The following is a 26972-nucleotide window of genomic DNA, read 5'->3' as shown; positions in this document are numbered from 1 at the left end:
ACTGACGCCGATAGAGTACCGGCGTCAGTTTGTAGCAGGTGTTTTTTTAAATGTCCACTAAATTGGGTCTTGACCATCCTTCTTTTTGGAGTTTCGGTCCTCTTTTTCATTAAATGAAAATCACTTGCTATGGTAGAATCTCGATTTTATCGAGGTCAGGTGCATAAGCCGAATCATTATAGATCTTTATCGTATTCATTCCTGCAATCAGGTCTACATCCAATGAAGAAACCGGTGCAACGGATGTCCAGGAGTTACCGCTCGAGCTCAAAGTCTGCCCCACCCCTCCATTCACGCTTATAAAGAAGGTACGGGTTCCGCTTACGATACTGTAAACATTGAGTCGGTACTTCCCAGCAGTATCAATATTAACGTTTAATGTTACGTAATTGTCAGCGCCATTGCCAATATTGCCGACCACTGCACCGCCTGAAGCAGTGTTCAGGTTTTTGATCACTGCGGAACCATTTAGTGAACCGCTTTCTGCTTCAAATCCCGATATGCTATTCGCAGCTGGTGTTAGGACGATTTTGTCAAGATCGGGTGCATATGACGATTTATTATAAAACTTAATTGTGTTCGCTCCTGCATCCAAGAAAATTGTCAGAGGCACAGGCGCCGCAGGCTTCGACCATGAATTGCCTGTGACTGACAATGGTTGACCGATTCTGTCGTTCACACTGACCGTGAAAGAACGTGTGCCTGATACGATACTATAAACATTCATCGTATAGTACCCCGGTGAATCCACAAATGCATTAAGCGTGACCGAACTTTCGTTGCTATTGCCAAGTTCCCCAACATATTTGCCGCCGGAAGCAGAACCAAGATTTTTGACAAGTGCTTCTCCGCCTAGCATGCCGCTCTCGCCTTCAATTTGCATCGGAGGGTTCGGGTCGCCTGAGCCCGGTTGATTGGCAAGAATTTGAATATTCACTTCACCATTGTGTTGAATCGTCAACGTATATTCTTTATTGACTCCATCCCATTGTTCACTATAAGTGTAGCCGTTGTCGCCATTGATGGTTAGCTGCGGACGCCCTCCATCATTGCTTCCATTGACTCTAATAATGGATGTACGTAATGTACTGTCATTAGGATTTGTTGTGTATGTGTTGGAAATGTAATGATTAATCTCGTTTTGATTCCAACTCGTACCATCGTAAATCGAGCTTTTATCAACGCGATAGTTATTCAGATGAATATCAAATTTGTCTGTCGATTCGTTTATGATCGCATAGGTATGCGGATTCGCTCCAATATAAAAATAAGTGCTTGGATTGATCACCGGCTTTAGCTTGGAGCTTTGATATATGTCCGTATTCTCGCTGCTATTCATCCAATACCACGTATTCCCGTTTCTAGAGGCAAACGTGTTCGACGAATAGGTTTCCTCTGGATATAATGACTTGAAATAAGCTTCATCCTTTGGAATCGTCGATGTATTCTCGAAATTCGCTAGTTCTGTCTCGTTTACATTCGTCGGAAGCAGCGGGATGATGCCGTATTGGCCCGTACTCATAAAGATTTCTGAAAAGGGGGATGTGTAAGGAACGGAGAAAGCCGGACGCCCGACATAAGCAAACTTGTTCTTTGCTAGTACCTCGTCTCTCGAAGGAATGTGTATGCTGCCATCAACAATTTTGTTCAAGAAAGGCAATGCGGCACGAGTATAACCTGGTGTAAGTTGTCCTTGGTTAGAGGTTGAATACCAGCCCGCTTCGGACTTGAAAATTGTTGCACCTTCACTGGCAGCGCGAATCATATCCATGACATATAGCGATTCGGGATACGTAAAGATCTGCTTCCACTCCCCATTCGAAGGATTCCATCCACCGAACAATTCACCGTAACCTGCTAGCTGCCAATGCCACCAATCTGAGCTGGTTCCCCAATTCCCTGCTAAGTCAGCAAGGAATAAACCTAAGCCTAAGCTTTCGGTTGATCGCTCTGTATAAGATTCTTTATACAGAAAAGCAAAATTATCTTTATGTGCTCTCATGGCGTTGATTAAATTCGGATTATTCTGAATCCAATCCATCATCGTTCCATTCGGGCTAAAGATGTTCGTATCTGACCATACGAATAGTCCGCCGTATTGAGAAACCATGTTAAGCAGATCTGCTACATACTGTGAATGATTTCCTTCGGCTTCGCCAAACCAAGGCGTTGAATTATACAATTCTGCAGCATTAAAGCCTTTTAAAGAGCTATATTTCTGCATCAATCCCTCATACCAGCTAATAGGTATTGCTTTACTTTCCCTTGTTTCCCCATTCATGGCTTGTACCATACAGGACATTTGATTGGCTTCGCACTCATCCAGTCGTGCAGTAATCCAATTTTTAACGATATCTGTATTATCTAGATGATTCTCTGCAATGAGAAGAATCGTAGAATAAGGTTTCTGGTTCTCGGGTATTGAATTCCATAGCTGTGTTAATGTTGAAGAATCCGTGTAATAGAACCCGATCATGTTCAAGGGATGTGTATTGTTTACCGTTACACGCATTGCGGGCTCTGCTTTTGCTTGTGAAATGAAATCATTTAAGAGGCTAAGCAACAGTAGACATGATGTAAAAAAGTAAAATCCATAAGTACTTACGTGCTTTGATCTTCTTCACTTGAACTTCAGCTCCCATTTCGCATTAGTTATGTTGCCTAGAACCATTCATTTTTGAACTTGTCCTATTCACCCCCCTCTTGGAATTAACGATTTGTGGGCTGCAGCGCTCTCATGCTGACGACCTGATGCGCTGGCAGTTGAATTTCATATTGATAGCTATTGTGCGTGCTTACGGAATGAATGATAGGCATGTCCGTTTTAAGGGGTACAGCTGATCGTACACGGTAACAGCCTCCCCGATCCGATTCCAAATGTACTTCTGTCATTTGCCCATTGTGCCATTCCATATCTACCGTAACGCCGCCCCTGGCCCGGAGGCCGCGAACCTTCCCATTTGACCACGCGGCAGGAAGCGCAGGCAGAAGAAGTATTTCATCGGTATGGCTCTGTAAGAGCATTTCTGCAATCGCAGCGGTTGTCCCGAAGTTTCCATCAATCTGGAAGATGGATCGAGTATAATCAATGCGTGTATCGACCATATATGGATGACCGTCGAATAGATTCATGAAGGTCGAGTTGCTGTATAAAGCAAGCAAATTGTCGTGCGCTCTCTCTCCATCCCGCTGTCTTGCCCATAAAGCCATCGCCCATGCACAGCTCCAGCCTGTACGACCGCCGCTGTGCAGCATTCGATATTCTAAGGATTTACGAACGGCATCGCTTAGTTCGATATGACGGTCCATTTGAATGCTGGACCCCGGATACATACCATAAAGATGCGATAAATGTCGATGTCCCGGTTCCCACTCTTCGTACTCGTATATCCATTCCTGCAGTCGACCGTCGCTTCCGATCTGTAAAGGGTGAAGTTTGGATATTGCCTCTTTTAGTTGCAGTGCAAATTCATAATCTTGATTTAGAACTTCAATCGCAGCAATGCATTGCGTGAATAATTCACGAATCAGTACCAGGTCCATCGTAGCTGCTTTTGAGATGGCACAAGGCTCGCCATCAGGTGTAATGAATTTATTCTCGGGCGAGGTTGAAGGATTTGTAATCAAGTACCCCGTTTCATTGTCGGAAATCAACCAGTCCAGATAGAAAAGCGCAGCTTCCTTCATAATCGGGAATGCTTCCTGCTTCAGGAATATTTCATCTTGGTTGAAACAATAATGTTCCCATAAATGACTGCACAGCCACGCGCCTGCCATCGGCCAAAATGCCCATACCGCTTGCCCATTAGCCGGTGATGCGTCCATCCAGATATCCACGTTATGATGCGCTGCCCAACCTCTGCATTGATAATGAATCAGTGCCGTCCTCTTCCCTTGTTGGGCCAACCGTTTGATCCATGCGAACAAGGGCTGGTGGCATTCTGCTAGATTGGTCGTCTCGGCGTGCCAATAGTTCATTTGAACATTGATGTTTGTGGTCCAATTGCTCCCCCATGGGGCTCTAATTTCACGGGACCATATGCCTTGCAGACTAGCGGGTTGAGAGCCGGCACTTGAGCTGGAGATTAGCAAATAGCGTCCATAATGAAAATAAAGCGCTGCCAATTCAGGATCTCTAGCGCCTTGGTTGACCGCTTGTAAACGGCGATCTGTTGACAGCTCAGAAATATCCGTATGCTCCAAAGACAGTTCAACCCTGGTTGATAGTGCTTCAAATTCAGAGGTATGCCTAGTCTTTAATGCTTCATAAGTCATTTTGCTGCTGTGATCAAGCAAGCTTTGTACTAAATCCTTGAGATTCAGATCACGATCATAGCCTTCCGAATGCAGCTCTGAATAATCAGTGGCAGCAGAGATGAATATCGTCACGGCATTGGCATTTCGAATCTCGATAACCGAATCATGCTCATTCCATAGAACATTCCCTTGATCCGTAACCCATTTCATAGCCGTTACGAAACGAAGTCCCTTCCCTTCCTCGTAAATAATCGGATGAGGATGATCTTCGATATAATTCGGTTCAACATGGCTAGGACATTGGCCTAAAAGTCGAAACGTCGATGAACCAGCGTGATATTCGATATCATGCTTCAGTTGGCTATCTAACTTTAAAACAATCGATATTCCCTCCGGCTTGGAGCTCGTTAATCTCATAACCATACAGTGATCCGCGGTGCTCATGAACACTTCTCTTGAATACGTCGCACCATCTATGGAATAGACGGTAGTCGCGACTCCTGTAGTCAGATCTAGCGTGCGTTCATATGCTGAAGCGCTTTCAACTTGTGTCATGTGTTGAAGGTCTAGACTGCCTAATGGCAAATAGCATTCATGCCATGGTCCAAGCATATAACGCTCTACAATTTCTTCAGCCGCTTGATATTCTTTCTTGAATATCAGGTCTCTGACCTGTTCGAGATGGCGAATCGCATCATAATTGTTCGTATCTCTCGTGAAACCTGACCATAAGGTATCTTCATTTAAATCGATTCGCTCGTTATCAATACCGCCGTATACCATTCCTCCCATGAACCCATTTCCGATGGGCAATGCTTCTTCCCACGATGAAGCGGGTTTATCGTACCAAAGTGTTTGGCTTGAATTCATTCTTGACTCAATCATGATAGCCTCCTGATTAGACAGATTAGAGGATTGTCTTAAATTTATGCTCTACCCTTGTTTGGAGCGATCATGGGGATTAACCCTTGACCGCTCCTGTCGTCATTCCCGAAATAATATACTTCTGCCCGAGAAGGTAAATAATAAGCACTGGAATCAGTGCAATTGTGATGTAGGCACATACAAGAGCATAGTTATATGAGTACAGCTGCTGAAAGTTAAACACACCCATCGGCATCGTCCACATAGACGAATTAGGTACAAGAAATAGTACGTTGCTGAAATCATTCCAAATACTCGTAAAGGTCAGAACGATATTCGTCGATACGACGGGCATTAATAACGGAAAAATCACCTGAAAGAACATTCGGATCGGTCCAGTCCCATCAACATTCGCCGCATCGTCTAATTCACGTGGAACGCCATGAATGAAGCTATAGTAAATGAGAATCGTAAATGGAATTTGACTTGCTAGATCAACCATGATTAATCCGGAAAAATTGTTGCCCATATGCAAAATTTGAAGCAATTTAATGGCTGGTATAAACGAAAAAGGAGCAATCATCCCAGCGAGCAGAAATTTATAAGTAAAGCTAGTGAAGCGGGTTCGATGGCGTTGCATAATAAAACGCGGAATATGAACATAAAATGACGGTCAAAAAAGTTACAGTCACAGAGATAAATAATCCGTTGGTTAGTCCTCTCCATATCTGTCCTTCATCGAATGCCGTTATAAAATTCTCGAAGTGAAATGTTGAAGGCAGCGTAAAATCCATAATTTTAGATTCAGCTTCGCTTTTCACCGAAGTGATTAATATGAGAAGAAATGGAACGATATAGATGAGAAAAACGATGATGGCTGTGAAATAGGTACCCAGTTGTAGGATTTTTTTGCGACTACTCATCTTAATTCGACTCCGATCTATTGGTAAAGGAATTAATCGCTAGCGCTACGATCGTAATAATGATGAATTGAATGACGCTAATTGCAGAAGGATAGCCGATCGATCCAGATGACATCGATTTAACAAGATAGGTAGACATCACTTCGGTCGCATGTCCGGGACCCCCGCGAGTTAGCGCATAAATAATATCGAAGGCTTTTAACCCTGAAATAATAGATAATAGGATGCTAAGATTTAAGGTAGATGAGATACTCGGCAGAGTAATATTAAAAAAATTTCTTAAAAGCGCCTGCCCCATCGATTTCGGAGCATTCGATCAAATCTTTCGAAACGGATTGAAGCGCTGCTAAGATCAGCATCATGGACCAGCCAACACCTAACCAGATATCTACGCCAACTACAGAATACATGGCTAGTGAAAAGTCTCCGAGCCAGTCATTCGCGAGCGACGACAGTCCAATCGAGGTTAAGAAATTATTCAGGAAGCCATCGTAACTTAGAATATAATTAAAGATAAGCGCAACCATAATGACGCCGAACATAATCGGGATATAGATCAATGCGCGAAGAAATTGATTCCCCTTGAACTTCCTGTTCAGAAGAAGCGCAAGGAAAAGTCCGATAACCGTCTTCCCTACTGCGACGAGAATGGCGAATTTAAATTGATTCCAAATACTCAATAAGAAAGCTTCGCTATCACTGAACAGTGTCTTGTAATTCTCGAACCCCACGAAATGAACCCCGGAAGTTTTGATACTTGCGTCGGTTAGCGAATAGAACAAGCCTATCGCCGCTGGCGAGATGTAAAAAACAGTGAAAATAATTATGATCGGGATTAAGTAATATACGGGATATGTCTTTTTCTTGTAAGTGTCCTGCATAGTTTCTCTTCCTCCGTACTCTTAAAGGAGGAACTATACCTGGTTCATAGATATAGTTCCTTATCTTTATGCTATTGAAATGAAAGGTTTAAAATCCTGGAATTTTTGCGATTTTTGCGTTTTTCGCATAAATATCTTGATGTTTTTCCACGAATTCATCCGCTGTGATTTTTCCAGCCAAGAGCTCCGTATACGCAGCCACCAAATCGTCATATGGCATGGGTACTACATAAGCGTCATCACCGTGTCTAGCGATCTTTCCAGTATTTACGAACGTTTGGACTTCCTTCATCGCTTCAGGCATTTTATCCGATACATCGATATCTTTAAATGGGCTAATCCCCGGTGCTTGCTCCAAGGCAGATTGCGCCTGTTCCTTATCTGTAATAAAACGCAACAAATCCTTCGCTTCTTCTGGATGTTTGCTGTTCTTCGCGATGAATACTTGCGTTCCGCCTGATAGGGCAATCGACTCTTCTCCATCCTTATTCGGTAAAGGGAAGAATCCGATTTGAGCATTCGGGTCTTGCTTTAGAACTTCAGGAACAAAGAAACCGCCTTGGATGACCATCGCTGCGTCGCCTTTAGCAAGGGCTTGTTGTTGTTTCTCATAGGTTCCTGTAAACAAGTCTTTGTTGAAATATCCTTTCTTCGCCCAATCCTCTACTTGTTTATACTGTTCTACAAAATCCGGGATGTCCTTCCATTGAATCTCGTTTTTATTCAACTTATCCCAAACCTGTGGATCTGCGCCGCCCAGAATACCGTTTACTGCGTTTCGGTGCTGCAACATCGTCCAGCCGTCCTTTGCGGCGAAATAGAATGGCGTTTTGCCGGCTGCTTTGATCGCTTCCAGATTTTTTATTCAGCTCATCGATCGTTTTAGGAACGGAGAGTCCCAAGTCGGAGAACACTTTTTTTGTTGTAGAATACTCCCCATGACCCGAGCTGAGATGGATAAGGGAATGCATAGATCTTTCCATCTGAATATTTAAGGGAGTTAAGAACGACATCGTTAACTCGGCTCTCGAAGTCCTCTCCGGATATCTCCAGCAATTGGTTTGGAACATCATACTTCTGGTACGTACCGAAGAAGATATCAACATCTCCGTCACCTGAAAGCTTCGCTTTGACAAGGTTGTCATACTGATCATCCTGTATGGCTTGAATGTCCACTTTGTTCCCGGTTTTTTGCTCCCATTTCGCGATTAAATCCTTAATGCCGCCTACAGCCAGTTGGCTTGCTGCACCAATGTAGCTAATCTCTACCGGTTCTTTCTTGTCCGGGGCAGCAACCGTTTCTCCCGTATTCGTTCCCGAATCCGATGAAGTTGCGGCATTGTTGGATGATCCTGCTCCGCATCCCGCCAATGCCACCACCATTAGACTCGACATGAGCAGCAACCAGCTCTTCTTTACAAATCTGTTCATCTCATGACCTCCTATTCAGATGATCTCAATGATGTATATTGAAATCTTTAAGATTAATATAATGTAAGCGCTATACGTATGAAATATAGTATTCTGACTATCGAATTTATACATTTTTGATTATAATGTGGTTGTTTAAGTGCACCCATATTCCTATTTGAGGAGCATCGATATGTTTCAAAAACTTAGATTGCAGAACAAACTTATGCTTACGATCATGATCGTGTTCTTTGTTATGCTCCTTTCGTTCATGCTCTACCTTTATTCCTACATGAAATCATCATTATTAAAAACGGAGCTTGCCGGTTTAGTTCCAACAACGCAGAAAATTTCCGATCAAGTGGATATGTTATACAAACAGCTCGATTATGCTGCATTAGGATTTACTAACAATCAGGAGAATTTAGACGTTATGGTAGAGATTAGCGGTGCAGCGAACGAGAATGACAGTTACGTCGCACTGTCTAGACTCGCTCACAATCTGAATGCGATCTATAACGTTGTCAATGATCTATACAAAGTCGTCGTCTTTAATGCAGACAAACAGATTTTTTTACTCCTACTTTAGAGCCGATAATCTTGTTAAACAAATCCCCGAGTCTTATACTAGCTCTACCCAAATGGCAGAATTATTTAGAAATGACAAGCTTGTTGCCGTTCTGCCCCCACATCTCGATGCTTGGTCCACGACGCCTGAGCCTGTCATCTCCGTCGTTAGGAAATTCAGCACGCCCTATTCTACCGATTTCGGAATGGTTGAGATTCAACTTCCTTACCGAAGCTTAGAGCAGATTGCAACCATTCATAGTCAATCTTTTGACAAGAAAATATACATTTTTAACGCGGACGGCGAACTCATTTTTCCGGTGTTGACGAATACGAGTGCACATGACATGAATACGCTGAAGCAACTCAAACAACACATACGAGAGAAAACGCTTTCGAATGGCGTGCTGAATCTGGATGGCGGTTCTTCATTGATTAGCGCATATACGTCTAACTACTTGAATTGGACAACAGTCCTAATGGATGACGGTGTGACGCTTCAGCAAAATTTACGCAACTATCGTCTAACCTTGTTGATGATCGGGCTGCTCATCTTGTTTGCCGTTGTAATCATCTACCATTATGCGATTGGTAGACTGATCAAACCGCTGTTAACACTGACGAGAACCGTTCGTTCCGTAAGCTTAAATAATTTAACGTTCAGTCCTGTTATCGAAGAAAATCGTGATTATGATGAAATTATGATATTGAATCGTTCCTTCGAAAAGATGATAGATAAGCTCAAACTTGCGATCAATACCGAATACGAGTCCCGGATCCGGAGCATCGAAGCGAATTATTCGGCGCTTCAAGCGCAAATCAATCCGCATTTTCTGTTTAACACGTTGAACGTGATTGCCGTTCATTGCGAAGAGACGGATTCCATGGTCGCAGCAGATATGTGCTACCGACTATCGGAGATGATGAGATACAGCGGCTCATCATCTCCACCAACGGCTACATTGGCGGATGAGATTAAATATTCCATTTATTACCTGGAATTGATGAAGCTTCATTATGATGAGAGCTTGTTGTATCAAGTGAGTATCCCGGATGAAATGACCTTACTCCACTTTCCCAAGCTGTCGCTTCAGCCTTTCGTAGAAAACGCAATAAATCATGGCTTTGATACCTGTCTGCCCCCTTGGCATATTGAAATCGACGGCCAATTCCATGGACTATCCGATTGGTGCATCAGGATTAAGGATAACGGATCAGGATTTGCCGCCGAGCCGCTTGAAGAATTGCGAAATGCAATCTCAGCCTATCGGGATAATTTTATGGAAGGCAAGCTGGTGGCTAACCTGCAAGTGTCAGGTATGGGGATCTTGAATACGTATGCCCGATTGCTGACACAATTTGGCGAGGATTTTTATTTCGACATGACTAATTTAGAACCTAAAGGAAGCCAGATTGTCTTTGGTGTCCGAACAACTAAGGAAGGAAATGATATTTCATCATGATCAAGGTTATCGTTGCAGAAGATAAACATCCAATACTTCGAAATTTAGTCAAGAAAATTGAAGGATATCGTTCACAGCTTCATGTTATTGGTGAAGCCTCAGACGGGTTGACCGCACTTGAAATGTGCCTCCGGCTAAAACCACATATCGTTTTTACGGATATTCGGATGCCGGGAATGGATGGGTTAGAGCTGATTAAGCAGCTCAAACAAGCATGCCCGGAAACGATATTCGTCATTATTAGCGGTTATAATGATTTTGAATATGCTCGGCAAGCGATCCAACTGGGTGTCAAGGAATATGTGCTAAAGCCTGTCACCCAACAAGCGATGGATGAGGTGTTAGAACGTGTAACGCATCTGGCTCTATCGCAATATGGTGCTAAGGAGCAGCAATACATTTCTGATTTACTGAAAGGCAGACATATATCGCCAGATCGAAGCATACTGGAAGCCGAAAATAAATCATATCGCGTATTAATTATCTGTGTGGGTTCCATCTCTAAATTTCAAATTGATCTTGCGAATCCGTATCATGATGTCTGGTTTAAGTTTGACATGCCGCGCTTTCTCGCCAATCATCATGATATTGCTTACGATAATGCGTGGGTATTTGATGGAGAAGCGATGAATGAGATTGTCGTCGTATTTCGGTGTGAGACAGAAAGTCCCTTCCCTACGGAATCGTTATACGATGCGTTTTGCCAGGCTTTTAGTCGACAACAAGAGCATTTTTTTTACCTTCGCAATGAGTAACCGTGTAGAGAAGCTATGCAATTTGAAGCTCGAATATCAATTAACGAGGATGATACTAAGCCATAATGCGGTCTTCGGAATGTCGAAGCTTATTCAAGTGGGTGACTATGCTCTGAATGCTCCGAATCTGATAGATCCGGATAAATCGTTTGATAAGCAGAAGCTTCTGTCCTTCATGAAAAAAAAATAATAAAGAAGCCTTTCTAAGCGAAATCAAGTTATGTCTAGCTGATTGGGAAAGGTCTAAATTGTCGCAAGTAAACATCGAGTTGTGCTTAACGCATATGCTGCAATGCATGTGCCAAGCTATGCTGCAGCAGAATATCGTGAGCCGCGATCTAAAATTAGAACTCGATGAAGTCATCTCGATTTCAAAGGATTATCCATCCTTATTTCGAAATGTCTCCTTTCTATTCGAGAAGTTTTTCCATCACGCTCAAGGAAATTCGGATTCTGCTTCAAATTCCGTGAAAAACGCAATTGAAATCGTGGACCAATATCTTCAGGACCATATGGCGGATGAACTTACGATCGCGGATATTGCGGATATGGTCAATTTTAATGTTTCATTCCTAAGCCGGGAGTTCAAAAAAAATAAAAGGGGTTTCTCCAATCGAATATTTAACGCAGCTAAGGATTGAAAAGGCGAAACGGCTCATATTGGAACCATCTAATCATAAGTTTAAAGACATCGGAGATATGGTAGGCTATAGCAATCCCTATTACTTCAGCAAAGTATTCAAATTAGTGACCGGATTAACGCCATCCGAATATAAAAATGCATATGTGACGACAGATCGATAAGGTACAGAACAAAAAGCTGCTCCCATCCATAACGGGAAGCAGCTTCTTGTTTATTATGCGTCTTCATACTGGAATTCTAACCTCTGACTCGCATCAGTAAGTATTTCTTGTTGTGACATATTCATGATTTGGATTTGACGCGGGAAGTCTTCTTCAGGCATTTTATTGCCGATGATCGTTACTTCGCTGCAACCATGAAGAGATATCAACGTATCGTCATCCATCTGTCGATCCGTCATTTCAATGCCACCGTTCAATCTCAGGATGTTTCTAGCTTGTACGGCATCCGTCTTCGTCATGGTATTATTTCGAAACATTAAATCTCTCGTGCTTTTTGCGCAAAGAACTAGAGAATCCGTTAGTTGAAAGTAGTTATCTTCGATAAGAATATGCTCATGAACTGGTTGATTGACATCGACGCTGCGGTTTTCGGGCACGATATAGAGTACGGGATGCTCTCTGCCCCCGCATTCGATAAATCGGTTTCTACGAATGATAACATCATTCACCCTCCCGGATTCAAACCAGCTGCTCGCGTCATTCGCAATCAGGATCCCGCTCATAACGGTGCGTTCGAACAGATTATCTTCAATGACGACTTTTCCGGAACTGGTCGCAAGGATGCCGCGGGTTGGAATTCTGGAGAAATGATTGTTACGTATCTCGACATCCGGATTCCATGTTACGTTTTCGATTACATCACCAGAGACAATATCATCAGGAACAGGTTTCTCCAAGGTTAAGAGCAGTTCGCGAGGACTAATTCGTTGAACGGCTATCACCATATTTTTGTCAAATACAGCTAATGTTTGTTCTCTTACGAAGTGAATATCATCTCCAGGATAGAAACCGTCCAAACCATAGGTTTGTGGGTGCATAAAACGAACTCTGACATGATGTTTTTCCAGCACCTCAACAATTTGCAAGTGCGTGCCGTGGATATTAATTGCATCATCGTGGGATCCCATAAACCTGCTATTTTCAATTTTGATCAGACCTCTGCAGCTTGAGAAATGCATAAGATCCGCGAATGCGGCAGCGGTCCGCCCGGTTTCTGTACGTGGAGATAGATCGATATGATCAAATGTAATATTCTCGCTAAATTGGCTCACAATGCCTAGACCATGCATAAAATGAATACTTACGTTCTTCCATGAAATATGACGGCTTCTATGAATGAAGGAACCGACTTGATCTCGTATTCCGTCTCTGACTTGAAGAATTCTTCCTACCGGCACGGTTGGCAGGTCAATGAAATGGAATCTTAAATGATTAGCCGCAATCTCCTCGACTTTACTGGCAGTCTCACACAAATTTTCAGCTCTCCAGGTCGTATTGGAAGCTAGATCAACTTCCTGCATATATCCGTGATGAAAGCGCCAACCCGAGCCAATCCAGAATAAACGATCTTGACAGATTTCATACTTCGAATCCGGATGGACCTGCACGTCGATATAATGATCACCTACGGCTAGAACGGTCATCTCCGCCATCGTTGGATTTGCAACATCGATCCGTAAATTTTGTATCGTGACAAACTCACATGCTTCGAATGCAATCATGGTTTGTTTCCCATGATACATCAGCAACGAATCGTTTCCTTCTATGGTTAATTGTCGGTGGCGATCAAAATAAAGTCCAATCGTCTTTATATTATCCGATACTTCTTCCTCGCTAGCCGTGTTCGAGATATTGTAGGGTACTCGTATGGCCTGATGAGAATAGATGTCATATCGCCCTTTAGGAAAATATAAGATAACGGGACCGTTGACGCGCGAAGCAGCCTGGATGGCAAGGCGAATTGCCATTGTGCAATCTTCGCCAGAATCGGGTAGTGCACCGTAGTCCATGACATTTATAATCAGCTCGGCTTCAGTTGCCAGATTCATAACACTCATGAAAATGCATCCATCCTTTCACATTAAAGATGATAATTTAATCATTTGAGTATTATTTTAATGTCTAGCTGACAAGTTAATAAATAAATAGGTTTTGCTTTTTCGTTATACTTTTTTGACTCGGGGTCTCACATTTGTGTCCATGTTTATTCTCTCAGGCTTCATGTCTTGATGGTCATGGTTTTTAGGTCTTGTTGTCCAAAGGATCTAATGATTCGATCAGGCACTTTTTGTTTTTAGCCGTTAATCAACATCGAGTTCTTGTCCAAGCTGCATCTTGTACTCACTGAGGGACATGCCAAAATGCTTTTTAAACCTCGTGTAAAAATAATTGTTCTTTTCAAGGCCAACCTTTTCGATTATGGTCGACAAAGGCAGTTTGGTGTTGCGCATATATTCGTCCAGCTTTTGCATGCGGAAGTCAAAAATGTATTGCGCAATCGACTGCCCGCGTGCCGCTTTGAACAAATGGCCGACATAGTTCGGTGATAAGCGCAATTTTTCGGCAATGGAACTGAGGCACAATTCGGTGTTGGAATATTCCTGTTCCACCATTCCGATAATGCGCTGCATCAGAAGGTCATTGCTATTGGATGTGTTTTTGATCGCTGTTACCTTATGGCTGAGCTTTTGTAAAAACGCATTCATCAAAAGATCAATATCTGAACCCACTTCTGCATGTTGTATATTTTGCAAAAACTCCTGCAGAGTTAGATCCTGATTGTCCTTTATGGCCGGCACTTTACTGAGCACGCCCGAATAGATTCTGTAAATCAAATGTACAATGCAGAACAAAATCTCATTGTAAGTATATTGATACAGTAGTTTACTAATGGACTGATAGATCCTGCTAGCTTCTTCATAGTCACCCTCCAGCACTTTTTCGATCAGCTGTTCCTCCTTTTTGACTGAAACGTGGAATTCATCGGTATTGATTTCATCCATCATGTAAGGAGTGATGATGCAACCATGGCCATAGCGCATTTTCAAAAGAATCGAGCCCTTCATATTGTTATACATGCTGGGCAAATGTTCCAGTCCCTGGAACATCGTGCTGTAGGCCATAGACAGCGAAATATGAATATACTTTTGCGTATTCCATTGTATTTCGCTTAAAAAACGTTCTACTTTATCCTGCAGCACCTTATATTGCGATACGGCGTCACAGTCAATAAGCATCACAAATTTATCGGAATCACAACTGAAAATTTCGCAATTGCCGTAATTCTCAGCGATCTCTGTCGCGATATTCACAATCGCGTAGCGCAATGCCCAACGTTCCTTCTGGCTATTTACGGTCATAAACTTACTGTAATTGTCAATTTTAAAAAGGCACATGCACAGCTGATTGGAGGCGATATAATCCAGATGCAAGTCATGCAGTTTTTCCCGTACGGTTTGCATTGAGTACGTTGTACTTTCGCTTAACAGAGCATTTAGAAAATCTTGTTTGGCAGCATATCCTGTTTCGCGCATGATTTTATCGAGCTGCAGATTTTGCTCCTTCATGGATTCAAATACAGACAGAATAACTCGAAACTCTTCCGTTCCAGACACAAGTGAATTACTTTTTTCTGGAGCTTCCCCGTTTATAATTTTCGTCATTGCTTGAATAGGATTGTTCAGCCTGCGTGCCAATAACAGACAAATGACCGCGCAAAAAATGAATACGGCTACGACTATCCCTGCAGACATAATCGATGCAGTAATTACATCCTTAAAAATTTTTTTGACGGGCGTAACGCCCATGATGTACCAGTTGTTTGCATTGCTTTTGCTGCTCGAAACAAGGTAACTGATCCCGTCCATTTTTTGCACCTGATTGATGCTGCCGTCCAGCTTCTGCGCTTTCCGGCTTAATGCTCGCACTTCGCTCATGTCATGTCCGAACTCCGGCGAGAGTGCCATACTTAAGATAGAACCGTTTGCGTCAACCACTAAAAAAGACGTTTCCGGTACAGGATCACTACTATTAATGGCTTGGATCGATTCCGTAAGCGCTTTCGTTCGAATGTTGACAACAACGGCATTTTTCAAGCCGGATGCAGTGGCGCCAGGTTCAAATAATATATATGAGCATACATTTGCCGATTGTGTTGCTTCATCTACAGATGCCGCAATCGGGCGGCCACGATAGTCAGCCACAAATTTTTTGTCGGTTAACAACTTTGCAATCGCCTGATCTGAAAATGCGGATGCTGATCGACGTTCGCCGCTCCGTGAGGAGTAAAACAAATCCAACCCCGCATTGTAAAGATACACACTGTCGATATCTTTCAGTGTCAGAAAGTGCTTGTCGATGACCTTGCTTGCTAAAAGCGCTACGCGCTCATCACTTTCCTTCATATTTAAAAATTGGATGATATCTTTGTCGCTGTACAGAGCATTGCCTAATTTTTTTGCGGTCTCGTCAAGATAGGTAATGCTATAATTCGACTGCGCAATCAGTTTGTCGTTATAGCGGCTAATCAATGCATTCGTAGTGCGCAAATAAGTAAACGTCAAAAAAGTCGTAAGTAATACAGTGATGATGATCGTGATAATCAAAAAAGAAAAAAAAGCTTTGCGTAGAAAGCTTGTACTGCGGTTTTGGGTCTTATATGAGAGCTTCATTGCGACCTCCTAATCATGCGACTTCCTGGTATGATTCCAATTTTTATTATAGTGTCAAATAAAATGTGCCTCAACGATTTATAACTCTTTGTAGAAATCGTTAGTTTTTAGAGATGCCTTGTGTTGAAAAACAAAAAGATCAACATATTTGTTTGTTGAGCAAGAAAATCCCCCTTACTACAATGATGGCAGACGTACAAATGCTGCAAAGAAAAGGGGTGAAATAAATGAAGACGATTACAAATCCGTCTCGCAAGGGCAAATCCTACAGAACATTGCGCAGCGCGCGCCGTCAGGTACCTTTCTATTTCATGATGGCACCGGGATTAATCTTTATTACGATTTTATTTTATATCCCGATGGCCGGCGTTCTCATTGCCTTCAAAGATTACAATGCACGCGATGGCATTCTCGGAAGTCCATGGATGGATCCGCTGTTCAAAAACTTTGAATTTTTCTTTAAATCCGACGCAGCGAGAACCGTTTCCTTCAATACGCTTTTTTACAATCTACTAGAAGCCGTTACCGTTACGCTTTGCGCATTGGCACTGGCTATTCTATTAAGCGAAGTAAAAAACAAATTTGTTTCTGCTACCTATAAAGGCTCCATTTTGCTGCCAACTTTCCTCTCTTGGATTGTCATCCAGTACATTCTCTTCAGCCTGTTGAGTGTTGACCGCGGCATTGTCAACAGCATGATTACCGAAAACGGCGGGGAAGCCATTTACTGGTACAGTGAGCCGTCTTACTGGCGCATCATCATGCCGATTGCCTATCTATGGAAGAATGTCGGTTACTATTCGGTGCTATATGTGGCGGCGATTGCCGGAATTAACCCCGATTACTATGAAGCGGCCCAATTGGACGGCGCTTCGAAGTGGCAACGAATTAAACATATTACATTGCCGCTTTTGCAACCGACCATCATTGTGCTTTCGCTGCTATGGGTAGGTAAATTATTCAATGGCGGTCTAGGCGACTGGAACGGATTCTACACGCTTCCGAATGATGCAGGTGCTCTTTACCCAACAACAGACGTTATCGACACACTTGTATTCCGGTCGCTGAAAAAGGTCAATGATTACGGCATGGCGTCGGCAATCGGTTTATATCAAGCGGTAGTTGGTTTCTTCCTTGTGTTGATCTCCAACTACATCATAAAAAAGAAAGATCCCGACAGCGCACTATTCTAATCGATAAGAAAAACGTCTATCGACGTACCTCTAAGAAGACAGACCGCATTTAGCAGAAGTTTTTCTTGCGATATCAGGAAGCCGACTCCGCGAAGTTTATACTTTCTGATATCTTCAGAAAGGTTGGAATTTGTCTTTTCTGACCGATCTGCAGAGACGGATGCTGTCTTTGAAAAGAGACGTAAAGCCGTTTCTACTTGGGAGGGAAATACATGCTTCTGAGAAAGCTGCATTTTTCAAAAATGACGATTCATCTTATTTTCATTGCAATGAGCCTTGCCTGCATCCTTCCGCTGCTTTTGGTTGTATCCATATCGTTTACGGACGAGCAATCGTTGATGCTTGACGGATATCGCTTCTGGCCCAAAGAGTTCAGCACGGCAGCTTACCAGTATGTATTCAGCGGAGCGGGCTCTATTCTAAATGCATATGCCGTTACGATTTTTGTGACTGTTGTTGGCACACTTTTGCATCTGCTGATTACTTCCATGCTGTCGTATTCGCTGACACGTCCCGAAGTAACTCACCGCAGAGCGCTCACTTTCTTTGTGTATCTTCCGGTTCTGTTTAACGGAGGTCTCGTTCCGCAGTATATTTTGCTAACGCAAATTCTGCATCTGAAGGACACCATCTGGGTGCTGATTATCGTCTATCTGGTGTCGACGGTTAACGTGCTGATTATGAAAAACTTCTTCCGCACGATTCCGGATTCATTAATTGAGTCAGCGCGAATAGACGGATCGGGTGAAATCCGTACTTTTTTCCGGATTGCGTTACCGCTGTCCAAACCATCGCTGGCGACCATCGGTTTGTTTGTAGCCATTGCATACTGGAATGATTGGATGACCGCCTCATTGTACATCGAATCGCCGAAACTGCGTCCCCTGCAATATCTGCTCCAATCTTTAATGAACAATATTGGATATTTGCAGTCGAACGCTCAAGCTTCGCAGTCGATGGAATCAGCTATTGGCATGCTGCCTAGTGAAGGCGCGCGCATGGCAACCTGCGTACTCGCCATCGGTCCGATTATTTTGCTGTATCCTTTACTGCAGAAGTACTTTGAAAAAGGTTTGACAATAGGCGCCGTAAAAGAGTAATTTTACCGGGAAACCAACCGGAAAATTAAATAAATTTCAGGGGGAACGACAATGAAAAGATTCTCTGCGATTCTGTTGTCCGTAACGATGCTGTTTACCGTGCTGCTGACCGGCTGCGGGCAGAAAGAGACAAGCTCTGCCGGTGATCCTGACAAGAACCCTGCTTCGAGTAATGAAGAAACGGTAGAGCTCACCTTCTACATGATGAACAGCCCTGTCAATGAGTTTGACCGCGTCATGAAGAAAGCTAACGAAATCATTGGCAAAGAAATCAACGCAAAACTGAATCTGATTCTGGTAGACAGCAGCACTTATGCCGACAAAATGAATCTGATGATCAATTCCGGCGACGACTGGGATCTTGCTTTCACCGCAAGCTGGGGCGGCATTAACTTCTTTGAAAACGCCGCCAAAGGTGCTTATGCTGACCTGACGGACCTCCTTCCTAAACATGCGCCTGAAACTTATTCCCGTATCCCTAAAGGCCTATGGGAAGGCGTTAAAGTTAAAGACCGCATCTATGGAATTGTTAACTATCAGCAGTGGGGCTCCGCCAAGCGCAACGGCTTTGCGTTCCGCAAAGACCTTGTGGAAGAAACGGGCTTTGACTGGAAAGCCGTAAAAGGCAAGCCGACCATTGAAGCACTCGAAATGATGGGACCTTTCCTTGGCGCTGCGCTCGAAAAACATCCTGACATGATCGGTTTTGAAACCAGCTCTACTTACAGCTTGTTCGCAAACGACCCGCTCTTCTGGAATATGGAAGCTGTTGGCGATATGAGCATCCCTGGCTGGATTAACCTCGATAATCCGGATAAAGTCATCAACCAGTATGAGACTGAAGAATTTGCGAAGTTCACTGAAATTATGCGCGACTGGTACGTCAAAGGTTATGTTCGCAAGGATGGCGCAACGGTAAAAGATACTACTCCTGACCGTAAAGCAGGAAAATTTGTCGCTGAGAAAATCTACGGCTGGCCTGACAGCATTGACTATCCAGGCAACCCTGATACAAGCAACATGTCCATGACTAAAAACGCCGGAAACGGCCCTGCTGTATCCGTATCCACCACTCGCACGATGATTCCTGCAGGTGCCGCTTCCACTGCTGCCATTGCAATCAATGCCGATTCAAAACACATTGAAAAAGCTTTGCAGCTGGTTGAGCTGCTTAACACCAACGATGACCTGTACAAGCTGATTACGCTTGGTGAAGAAGGCGTTGACTACAAATACGATGACAACGGCAAGTTCACTATGATTGAAGGCAAATATAATTTCAACTTTAACGAATGGCAAATCGGTCAATCTTACAGCCCAACTTTCAACCGTGCTCCATATGATAAAAACAAAGATGGCGAAACCCAAAAAGAAACCCAAAAATTTGTCTATGAAACAGACAAAACGGCAGAGATCTCGCCGCTAACGGGCTTCGTTTTCGATCCGACTCCTGTGAAAACTCAGGTTGCAAACTGCTCTGCAGTAACCACGGAGATCATTCCGGCTCTCAGTTCCGGTTCCGTGGATCCTGCTAAAGCATTGCCTGAATTCCTCAAGCGCCTGAAAACGGCCGGCGTGGACGACATCATCGCAGAAAAACAGGCCCAATATGACGCCTGGAAAGCAAACAAATAATCTCGGTTCATTTGTGAAATCCGGTGTATTGCTTTATATCGTACACCGGATTTCTATTTTAATAAGCTTAATAGAGAGGAATTCGATATGCGCTATTCTCTTATGTGTAAATCTTTTACCGGCAGTGAAGCATTAGACTGTGAGAAAGTCACTATAAACCTGGAAAACAATCAATATGCTTTTTCACGGTACCCTTGCAGTGTTTCGATGACAACCCAAACGCTGCCGTATGGACAACGATTGGATATTGCCTTGTCTTTTCATGAAGATACAACCGATCCGATGAATTTTTCATTTTCCATGGAAACGGAGCAATGGGAAAAAGGCAACTATGTGTTGATGCCCGGTGCGGTTTATAATGGCAATCGTTTTGTAAGTTTACCTCTTCCTTACCCGCCTTATTATGAGCCTCCCCAAAACAGCCGATGTACGGATGCCGAAGTCATTACCAGCATTCCTCATCTGGATGTGGAGAAAGCGCACTCGCAAATCTCTTTGCTTTCGGGTGATATGGCATCGCCTTTATGCGGGTTTTATGATTTTAACAGCCAATCCGGTTCTGTTCTCTTGGGAGAGCACCAATGCGGCAGTTATTATACAGGGTTTACCGTCGATGAAAATCAAACCGATTGCCAAGCTGCTTTTGTGCTTTCCGTTCCGGGCGTGCGCGAAACTACGCAATATTTTTTTGGGGACCAAAACGACGGAAAAGGCTTTCGTCCAGACGTCTCGGCTCCTTCGCATGATACCGGCGCTTTGTTTAAACAAGGCGAATTACTAACGCTGACTCTCTGTGTCTTTCATTGGCAGCAAATATCTTTGCCGGACTTTTTCAAACTGGTGAATGGTTCGAAAACAACATTGGAAAGCCCAAAGCATTTTTATAATGTTCCGTTTCATAAGGCATACACGAGCATCAAAGAAAAATACCAAAAGGAGAACTTTACGGAAGAAGGATATTACTCCGTAGGAACCGACTGGAACATCCCTCAGCAGTGTTGGCAGGCTGGCTGGATTGGCGGAGGCATCAACAGCTATCCGTTCTTGCTGGAAGATTCATCCGAAGCACGGCAGCGCGCGCTGTCTACGCTCCGCTTTATTTTTTCGCGTTTGCAGCATCCCGGCGGTTGGGTGTTCGGCATGTATGGAAACGGAAGATTTTATGGCGACGGCGGCGACAGTAACCCTGACACCATTTTGTTGGTCCGGAAAAATGCCGATTTGCTTTATTTCGTGCTGAAACAACTATTTTGGCTTTCGGATCACCGCCATTCCACGATCGAGTTTGAGCAGCCCGTAAAAGCCCTTTGCGATGCATTTGTGCGGCTGTTCCAAAAATACGGGCAGATCGGGCAGTTTATGGATATGGCTACGGAAGAAATCGTAGTAGGCAATTCGGCCGGAGCATGTATGGCTGTAGGCGCGCTGGCACTGGCAAGCGAATATTTTCAGTGTACGGAATACCGCAATGCCGCAGAGCAGCTAGGGGACTATTATTACAACAACTATGTAAAAAAAGGGATGCTGAACGGCTGTCCTGGAGAAATCTGTCAGGCGCCGGACAGCGAGGCGGCGTTCGCCATGCTGGAAAGCTATGTGCAGCTGTTTGAAACGACGAGAGAGAGCATTTGGCTTTCTTATGCGGAAGTTACCTGCGAGATTGCCATGACGTGGGTCATGAGCTATGACTTTGTGTTCCCTGCGCACAGTACCGCGGCTAAACGCGGCGTGCACAGCAGCGGCACGGTGTTTGCCAACGCACAGAACAAACACTCTGCGCCCGGTATTTGTACGCTTTCAGGCAACAGTCTTCTCAGGCTGTTTCGCTTTACGGGCAATGCAAAATATCTACGGTATCTGCATGCTATTGCACATAGTTTACCGCAGTATGTATCTCTGGCAGAAGATCCGGAGCTTACCCTTGAAAAGAAATATTTGCCCGCAGGCTATATGAACGAACGCGTGCAAACAAGCGACTGGGAAGGTAAGGAAACCGTTGGGGAATTCCTCTATGGCTCCAACTGGCCGGAAGTTTCCATGCTGCTTACGTTTGTGGAAGTACCCGGCGTCTATGTGGATTTCGCAAGCCGCACATTGCAGGTATTTGACCATGTGGAATGCTTTGTTACGCAGTGGAATGCAGACTCTGTTTTGTTCGAAATGCATAATCCTACCGCATACGACACAACGGTCACGCTGCTTGCGGACGAACGTACAAACACCAAACATGTGACGCATAATTACTTTGAAAAAATGAAAACCGTTCCTCTATCAGCCGGACAACGGATACAACTTGAACTAAAAAAATAGCAGGAGGATTTTCTTATGTTGAATATTGGTATTATCGGATATGGCGTGCGGATCGACATGCTGATGGATGATTTGTTCGCGCTGCCTTATGAAGTCCGCATCAAAGCAGTAGCGGATACCAACCACGAACGCGTGCGGGCTTTGATGAAAAAAGACGGCTCCAAAGAAACGATGCATCACATGGAAATCGATAAAATCGACGGATTTATGCGCAGCTGCGAGATGAATCCGGATACCATTAACTTTTATAGGGATGCAGACGAAATGCTGGACAAAGAGAAACTGGACGGCGTGATCGTTGGTACGAACTGCAACACGCATACTTATTTTGCTAAAAAGGTGCTGAATCGCAACCTGCCGCTGTTTTTGGAAAAACCTGTGGCTACTTCGATGGAGGATCTGAGAACGTTAGCTGAGTGCGAAGCGAAAGCAACGGCTCCCACGGTTGTCTCCTTCCCGCTGCGCGTTACGCCGCTGGTGCAGGAAGTAAAGCGCATTCTGGATTGTGGCATGATTGGCAAGGTGGAGCATGTACAGGCGTTCAACGATGTAACCTATGGCTTTGTATATTTCCATGACTGGTACCGCGATGAGTCCGTTTCGAAGGGGCTTTTTCTGCAAAAGGCAACGCATGACATCGACGTCATTAACTATCTGTTGGGTGAAGAACCCTTGAAAGTTTGCGCCATGAAGTCCAAACAGATTTACAAAGGCGATATGCCGGCCGGCCTGCGTTGCAGCGAATGCGACAAATGGGAAACCTGCATGGACAGCACTTACAATATCATGAATCTGCGCAATGATACTCCACGCAGCGATTATTGCGGTTTTGCGGTAGACACCGGAAACGAAGACTCCGGCAGCATGATTGTGAAATACGAAAGCGGCATGCACGCCATGTATTCGCAGAACTTCTTTGCCCGCAAAGGCGCCGGGCGACGTGGCGCAAGGCTGTACGGCTACAAAGGCACCGTGGAATTCGATTTCGTCACGAATGAAATCAAAGTATTTGACCACATGAGTGATAAAGTAACCACAGTGCATCTCGAAGACAAAGGTTCGCGCCATGGCGGCGGTGACATTGTATTGATGCGCAATTTTGTGCACCTGATGCAGGGTAAAACCACCGAATCCGTTGCTCCGCTGAAGGATGGCATCCGCAGCGCTCTTGTGTGTTTGCAGGCCAAAGCGTCTTCCGAAAGCGATCAATTTTATCCTGTCACTTTATAAATCAAACGGTAATGGAGAGATATGATGAATTACAACTATCACCAGAATTTGCAAACCGTTAGGGTAAACACGATGCCTGACCGGGCTTATTACATTCCCTGTGCACCCGGCAAAACCACCGCATCGAAAGAAAACAATGAGCGTGTATTGCTTTTAAACGGCAGCTGGCGGTTTGCGTATTATCCTTCCTTTGCTGAAGCTTCCCTGGAAGGTGCTCCGGACAGCGTCCTTCCCGTTCCGTCCAACTGGCAAATGTACGGGTACGACAAACATCAGTATGTCAACTTCGATTATCCGATTCCTTATAATCCGCCCTATGTGCCGAAAGAAAACCCTTGCGGTATTTATAAGCGCGCCTTTTCGGTGGAGCTTGCAGAGGATATGCGATTTTATCTGAATTTTGAAGGTGTGGATTCCTGTCATTATGTATTTCTCAACGGTGCATTTGTAGGATACAGTCAGGTATCCCATTCCACTGCGGAATATGATGTTACCCCGTTCTTGCGAGATGGCGAGAACGAAATCGCCGTTGCCGTCTTATAATGGTGCGATGGAACCTATCTGGAAGCGCAGGATAAATTCCGCATGTCGGGCATTTTCCGCGATGTATATCTGCTGAAACGCCCGCAAAATATTGTACGCCATTATGTGGTGCAAACATCAATGCAACAAGATCGTGCCGCATTGTCTTTCCGTTTTGAAGATTCCGGTACGGCACTTTGCAAATCCGTTAAAATTCTGGACGCAGCAGGCACTCTTGTGACGCAGGGAGAAACTTGCGATGACACGCTTTGCCTGACCATAGAAAACCCTGTGTTTTGGAATGCCGAGCAGCCTTATTTGTATCAGGTGATTCTTGATGCCTTGCAGGAACGGATTGTAGATACGATCGGGATTCGCACGATATCCGCTAAGGGCAATGTGCTGCTCGTCAACGAGCAGCCTATCACACTAAAAGGCGTAAACCGTCACGACAGCTATCCCGATACCGGCTATGTCGCTTCGCGCGAGCAGATGGTACGGGATTTGCAGTTGATGAAACAGCACAACATCAACGCCATTCGCACCTCGCATTATCCGAATGCACCGGAATTTTATCATCTGTGCGACGAATACGGCTTTTATGTGATTGACGAGGGGGACATGGAAACGCATGGCGCATGGTCGAGCCACGGCGAACGCGAAGATGACTGGTATGCGCTTATGCATCACGATCCGCGGTTTGAAACGGCTGTTGTCGATCGTGTGCAGCGTCTTGTCACTCGCGACATCAACCGCCCGTGCGTGCTGATCTGGTCGCTTGGCAACGAGAGCGGTTTTGGCGTCAATACGGAAGCCGCTATTGCCGCCGTGCGGAATCTGGACAGCACACGACTCCTTCACTATGAATCGAGGCTGCTTGTACCTGAGGATCAGGGGAAATTCAGCTTTGACATTCTGGATGTGGAAAGCTATATGTACCCGGATCTTGAAACCGCTGAAAAACTGGCTCAGGAAAGCAAAAAGCCATTGATTTTGTGTGAGTTTGCCCATGCGATGGGCAATGGCCCTGGCAGCTTATCTGAATACTACGATTTGTTCTATCGTTATTCCGGTTTTGCCGGCGGCTTTGTGTGGGAATGGTGTGATCATGCTGTTTTACAGCATGATGCGAATGGTAACGCGCAGTATCTTTATGGCGGGAACTTCGGCGAAGTGCTGCACGATGGGAACTTCTGCGTAGACGGACTGGTTTATCCTGATCGAACGCCGCACACCGGTTTGCTGGAGCTGAAAAACTGTGCCCGTCCGGTTCACGTTACAAGGAAAGGAAACTCGTTTTGGGCTGAAAATAAACTGGACTTTGCTGACCTTTCCGATGCTGTTACCATGGTCTGGACACTTGAGCAAAACGGTACAAAAATAGCCGAAGGCTGTGTTGACGATCTCAACCTTGCTCCTCACGCTAAAGCACAATTACCGCTTACGATGCCACAAATAGATGGTTCACGTATTTATCTGAAATTCGAGTATCTGCAAAAAGCCGAACATCCACTGATCCCTGCCGGAACGTCTCTAGGATTTGATCAGTTTGATCTTTCCACAGAAAAATCGAGCGTGAGCTTGCCGGTGTCGCATCACGCCTTATCGGTTAAGCAGACCAAGACCGGATGGCTGGTGTGCGGCGAAGCATTTTCCTATCATTTTAATGCAACACTCGGTACTTTTGATTCATGCGTGGTAGACGGAAAAGAGTGTTTTGCTCTAGCGGCTGAATTTGATATTTACCGAGCCCCAACGGATAACGATATGATTGAGGCTGGAATTGTCAGTTACAGTAAACGTTCCTGGAAAAGCCTGCGGCTGGATGCGGCTTATGCCTACACTTACGAAACATCGGTAGAACAATCGAATACATGTGTTACGATTACCTGCCCTCTGTCGCTTGTAGCGGATCGTGCAGCGCCTTTCTGTGATATAAAGGCAGTCTATACAGTGCATGGGAGTGCGGCCTTAGAAGTGTCTTTGCATGTATCGGTGCGTAAAGATCTAGCCTATCTGCCGCGTTTTGGCATGCGCTATTTTCTGACTGAAGATTTTGAGAATTGCACCTATTTCGGCTATGGCCCGCAGGAGAGCTATGCCGATAAGCATACTGGCTGTTATAAAAGTATGTTTCATGCAACAGTGCCGAATCTTTTTGAAAACTATATTTATCCGCAGGAGAACGGTTCGCACTATGGTACAGAAGAATGCACACTGTCTAGTGCGAATACGACGATCAAGGTATGTAGCACAACGCCTTTTAGCTTCTGTGCTTCAGAGTATACTCGTGAAGAGCTGGCTGCACAGAAACACCATTTCGAGTTGCAAAAGAGTGGCTGCACCGTATGGAACATTGACTATGCGATGACCGGACTCGGTTCCGGAAGCTGCGGTCCCTACACACTGCAGCAATATCGTTTAACCGAGAAAGAATTTGTGTTCGACTATGCATTTATGCCTCAGAAGAAAGCATGATTATTTATCACAAAATCGATAGAATTGTTACTCTTAAACAGGGACGGAGTTAGACTCCGTCCCTGTTTT

At 44.4% G+C, this 26972-nt stretch carries 20 protein-coding genes; 12 read left to right on the top strand and 8 right to left on the bottom strand.

The genetic code is table 11. The features are described 5' to 3' along the window. Positions 1-127 precede the first annotated feature (127 nt). The 6 genes from XI25_RS07625 to XI25_RS35700 all read right to left on the bottom strand — a co-directional run bounded on the left by XI25_RS07625 (position 128) and on the right by XI25_RS35700 (position 8356). On the bottom strand, positions 128-2512 hold the full coding sequence (locus XI25_RS07625) for a glycosyl hydrolase family 98 C-terminal domain-containing protein (protein ID WP_046678079.1): 2385 nt from the start codon (positions 2510-2512) through the stop codon (positions 128-130). 197 nt (positions 2513-2709) lie between these two features. Then, a complete protein-coding gene (locus tag XI25_RS07620) occupies positions 2710-5142 on the bottom strand; it encodes a glycoside hydrolase family 95 protein (RefSeq protein WP_052759500.1) in 2433 nt (810 codons plus the stop codon). A 76-nt stretch (positions 5143-5218) separates the two neighbouring features. Next, positions 5219-5761, bottom strand: coding sequence for a carbohydrate ABC transporter permease (locus XI25_RS31135; RefSeq protein ID WP_082112258.1), 543 nt, complete (start codon positions 5759-5761; stop codon positions 5219-5221). A 549-nt stretch (positions 5762-6310) separates the two neighbouring features. Beyond that, the gene (locus tag XI25_RS07610; protein ID WP_052759496.1) at positions 6311-6925 is read right to left on the bottom strand and encodes a carbohydrate ABC transporter permease; all 615 of its coding nucleotides are present in this window, start codon (positions 6923-6925) and stop codon (positions 6311-6313) included. 88 nt (positions 6926-7013) lie between these two features. Then, positions 7014-7772, bottom strand: a complete 759-nt coding sequence (locus XI25_RS35705; protein ID WP_268794485.1) for an ABC transporter substrate-binding protein — start codon at positions 7770-7772, stop codon at positions 7014-7016. Between the two features lie 35 nt (positions 7773-7807). After that, entirely contained in the window at positions 7808-8356 is a 549-nt protein-coding gene (locus XI25_RS35700; protein ID WP_046678077.1) for an extracellular solute-binding protein, read from the bottom strand. Between the two features lie 172 nt (positions 8357-8528). Between XI25_RS35700 and XI25_RS33290 the strand changes: the two genes are divergently transcribed. From XI25_RS33290 to XI25_RS36755, 5 genes are all read left to right on the top strand, one after another. Continuing rightward, positions 8529-8924, top strand: a complete 396-nt coding sequence (locus XI25_RS33290) for a hypothetical protein (RefSeq protein WP_046678076.1) — start codon at positions 8529-8531, stop codon at positions 8922-8924. Between the two features lie 52 nt (positions 8925-8976). Next, entirely contained in the window at positions 8977-10365 is a 1389-nt protein-coding gene (locus tag XI25_RS07590; protein ID WP_160308889.1) for a sensor histidine kinase, read from the top strand. Next, positions 10362-11120 (top strand): response regulator, encoded by a 759-nt coding sequence (locus XI25_RS31125; protein WP_052759495.1) that lies wholly within the window; start codon positions 10362-10364, stop codon positions 11118-11120. The genes XI25_RS07590 and XI25_RS31125 overlap by 4 nt, the downstream gene beginning before the upstream one ends. Before the next feature lie 284 nt (positions 11121-11404). Further along, entirely contained in the window at positions 11405-11761 is a 357-nt protein-coding gene (locus XI25_RS36760) for a helix-turn-helix transcriptional regulator (protein WP_442950371.1), read from the top strand. After that, positions 11715-11924, top strand: coding sequence for a helix-turn-helix domain-containing protein (locus XI25_RS36755; protein ID WP_082112255.1), 210 nt, complete (start codon positions 11715-11717; stop codon positions 11922-11924). The genes XI25_RS36760 and XI25_RS36755 overlap by 47 nt, the downstream gene beginning before the upstream one ends. Before the next feature lie 53 nt (positions 11925-11977). Here the strand turns inward: XI25_RS36755 and XI25_RS07575 are convergent, their stop codons facing one another. Then, positions 11978-13822: a right-handed parallel beta-helix repeat-containing protein gene (locus XI25_RS07575; RefSeq protein WP_046678073.1), complete on the bottom strand. Its 1845-nt coding sequence runs from the start codon at positions 13820-13822 to the stop codon at positions 11978-11980. A 243-nt stretch (positions 13823-14065) separates the two neighbouring features. Next, positions 14066-16435, bottom strand: coding sequence for an AraC family transcriptional regulator (locus XI25_RS07570; RefSeq protein WP_046678072.1), 2370 nt, complete (start codon positions 16433-16435; stop codon positions 14066-14068). A gap of 227 nt (positions 16436-16662) precedes the next feature. On the opposite strand from XI25_RS07570, the gene XI25_RS07565 reads away from it, so the two are divergent. The 7 genes from XI25_RS07565 to XI25_RS07540 all read left to right on the top strand — a co-directional run bounded on the left by XI25_RS07565 (position 16663) and on the right by XI25_RS07540 (position 26903). Beyond that, positions 16663-17628, top strand: coding sequence for an ABC transporter permease subunit (locus XI25_RS07565; RefSeq protein WP_046678071.1), 966 nt, complete (start codon positions 16663-16665; stop codon positions 17626-17628). Positions 17629-17840: 212 nt separating this feature from the next. Continuing rightward, the gene (locus XI25_RS07560; protein ID WP_046678070.1) at positions 17841-18728 is read left to right on the top strand and encodes a carbohydrate ABC transporter permease; all 888 of its coding nucleotides are present in this window, start codon (positions 17841-17843) and stop codon (positions 18726-18728) included. Positions 18729-18779: 51 nt separating this feature from the next. After that, on the top strand, positions 18780-20363 hold the full coding sequence (locus XI25_RS07555; protein ID WP_046678069.1) for an ABC transporter substrate-binding protein: 1584 nt from the start codon (positions 18780-18782) through the stop codon (positions 20361-20363). Between the two features lie 207 nt (positions 20364-20570). Further along, positions 20571-22673 carry a hypothetical protein gene (locus XI25_RS31120; protein ID WP_052759493.1) on the top strand — a complete coding sequence of 701 codons (2103 nt, stop codon included), beginning with the start codon at positions 20571-20573 and terminating at the stop codon, positions 22671-22673. A gap of 15 nt (positions 22674-22688) precedes the next feature. Then, positions 22689-23903 (top strand): Gfo/Idh/MocA family protein, encoded by a 1215-nt coding sequence (locus XI25_RS07545; RefSeq protein WP_046678068.1) that lies wholly within the window; start codon positions 22689-22691, stop codon positions 23901-23903. A gap of 21 nt (positions 23904-23924) precedes the next feature. Continuing rightward, positions 23925-24446, top strand: a complete 522-nt coding sequence (locus XI25_RS31115) for a sugar-binding domain-containing protein (RefSeq protein WP_082112254.1) — start codon at positions 23925-23927, stop codon at positions 24444-24446. Positions 24447-24488: 42 nt separating this feature from the next. Then, complete coding sequence (locus XI25_RS07540) at positions 24489-26903, top strand: glycoside hydrolase family 2 TIM barrel-domain containing protein (RefSeq protein ID WP_052759490.1); 2415 nt, start codon at positions 24489-24491, stop codon at positions 26901-26903. The last annotated feature ends 69 nt before the right edge of the window (positions 26904-26972 follow it).

The organism is Paenibacillus sp. DMB20 (assembly GCF_000987955.1).
GTDB lineage: Bacteria > Bacillota > Bacilli > Paenibacillales > Paenibacillaceae > Paenibacillus_AQ.
The sequence above is the reverse complement of the archived record's forward strand: the minus strand, read 5'-3'. Positions and strand labels throughout refer to the sequence as shown.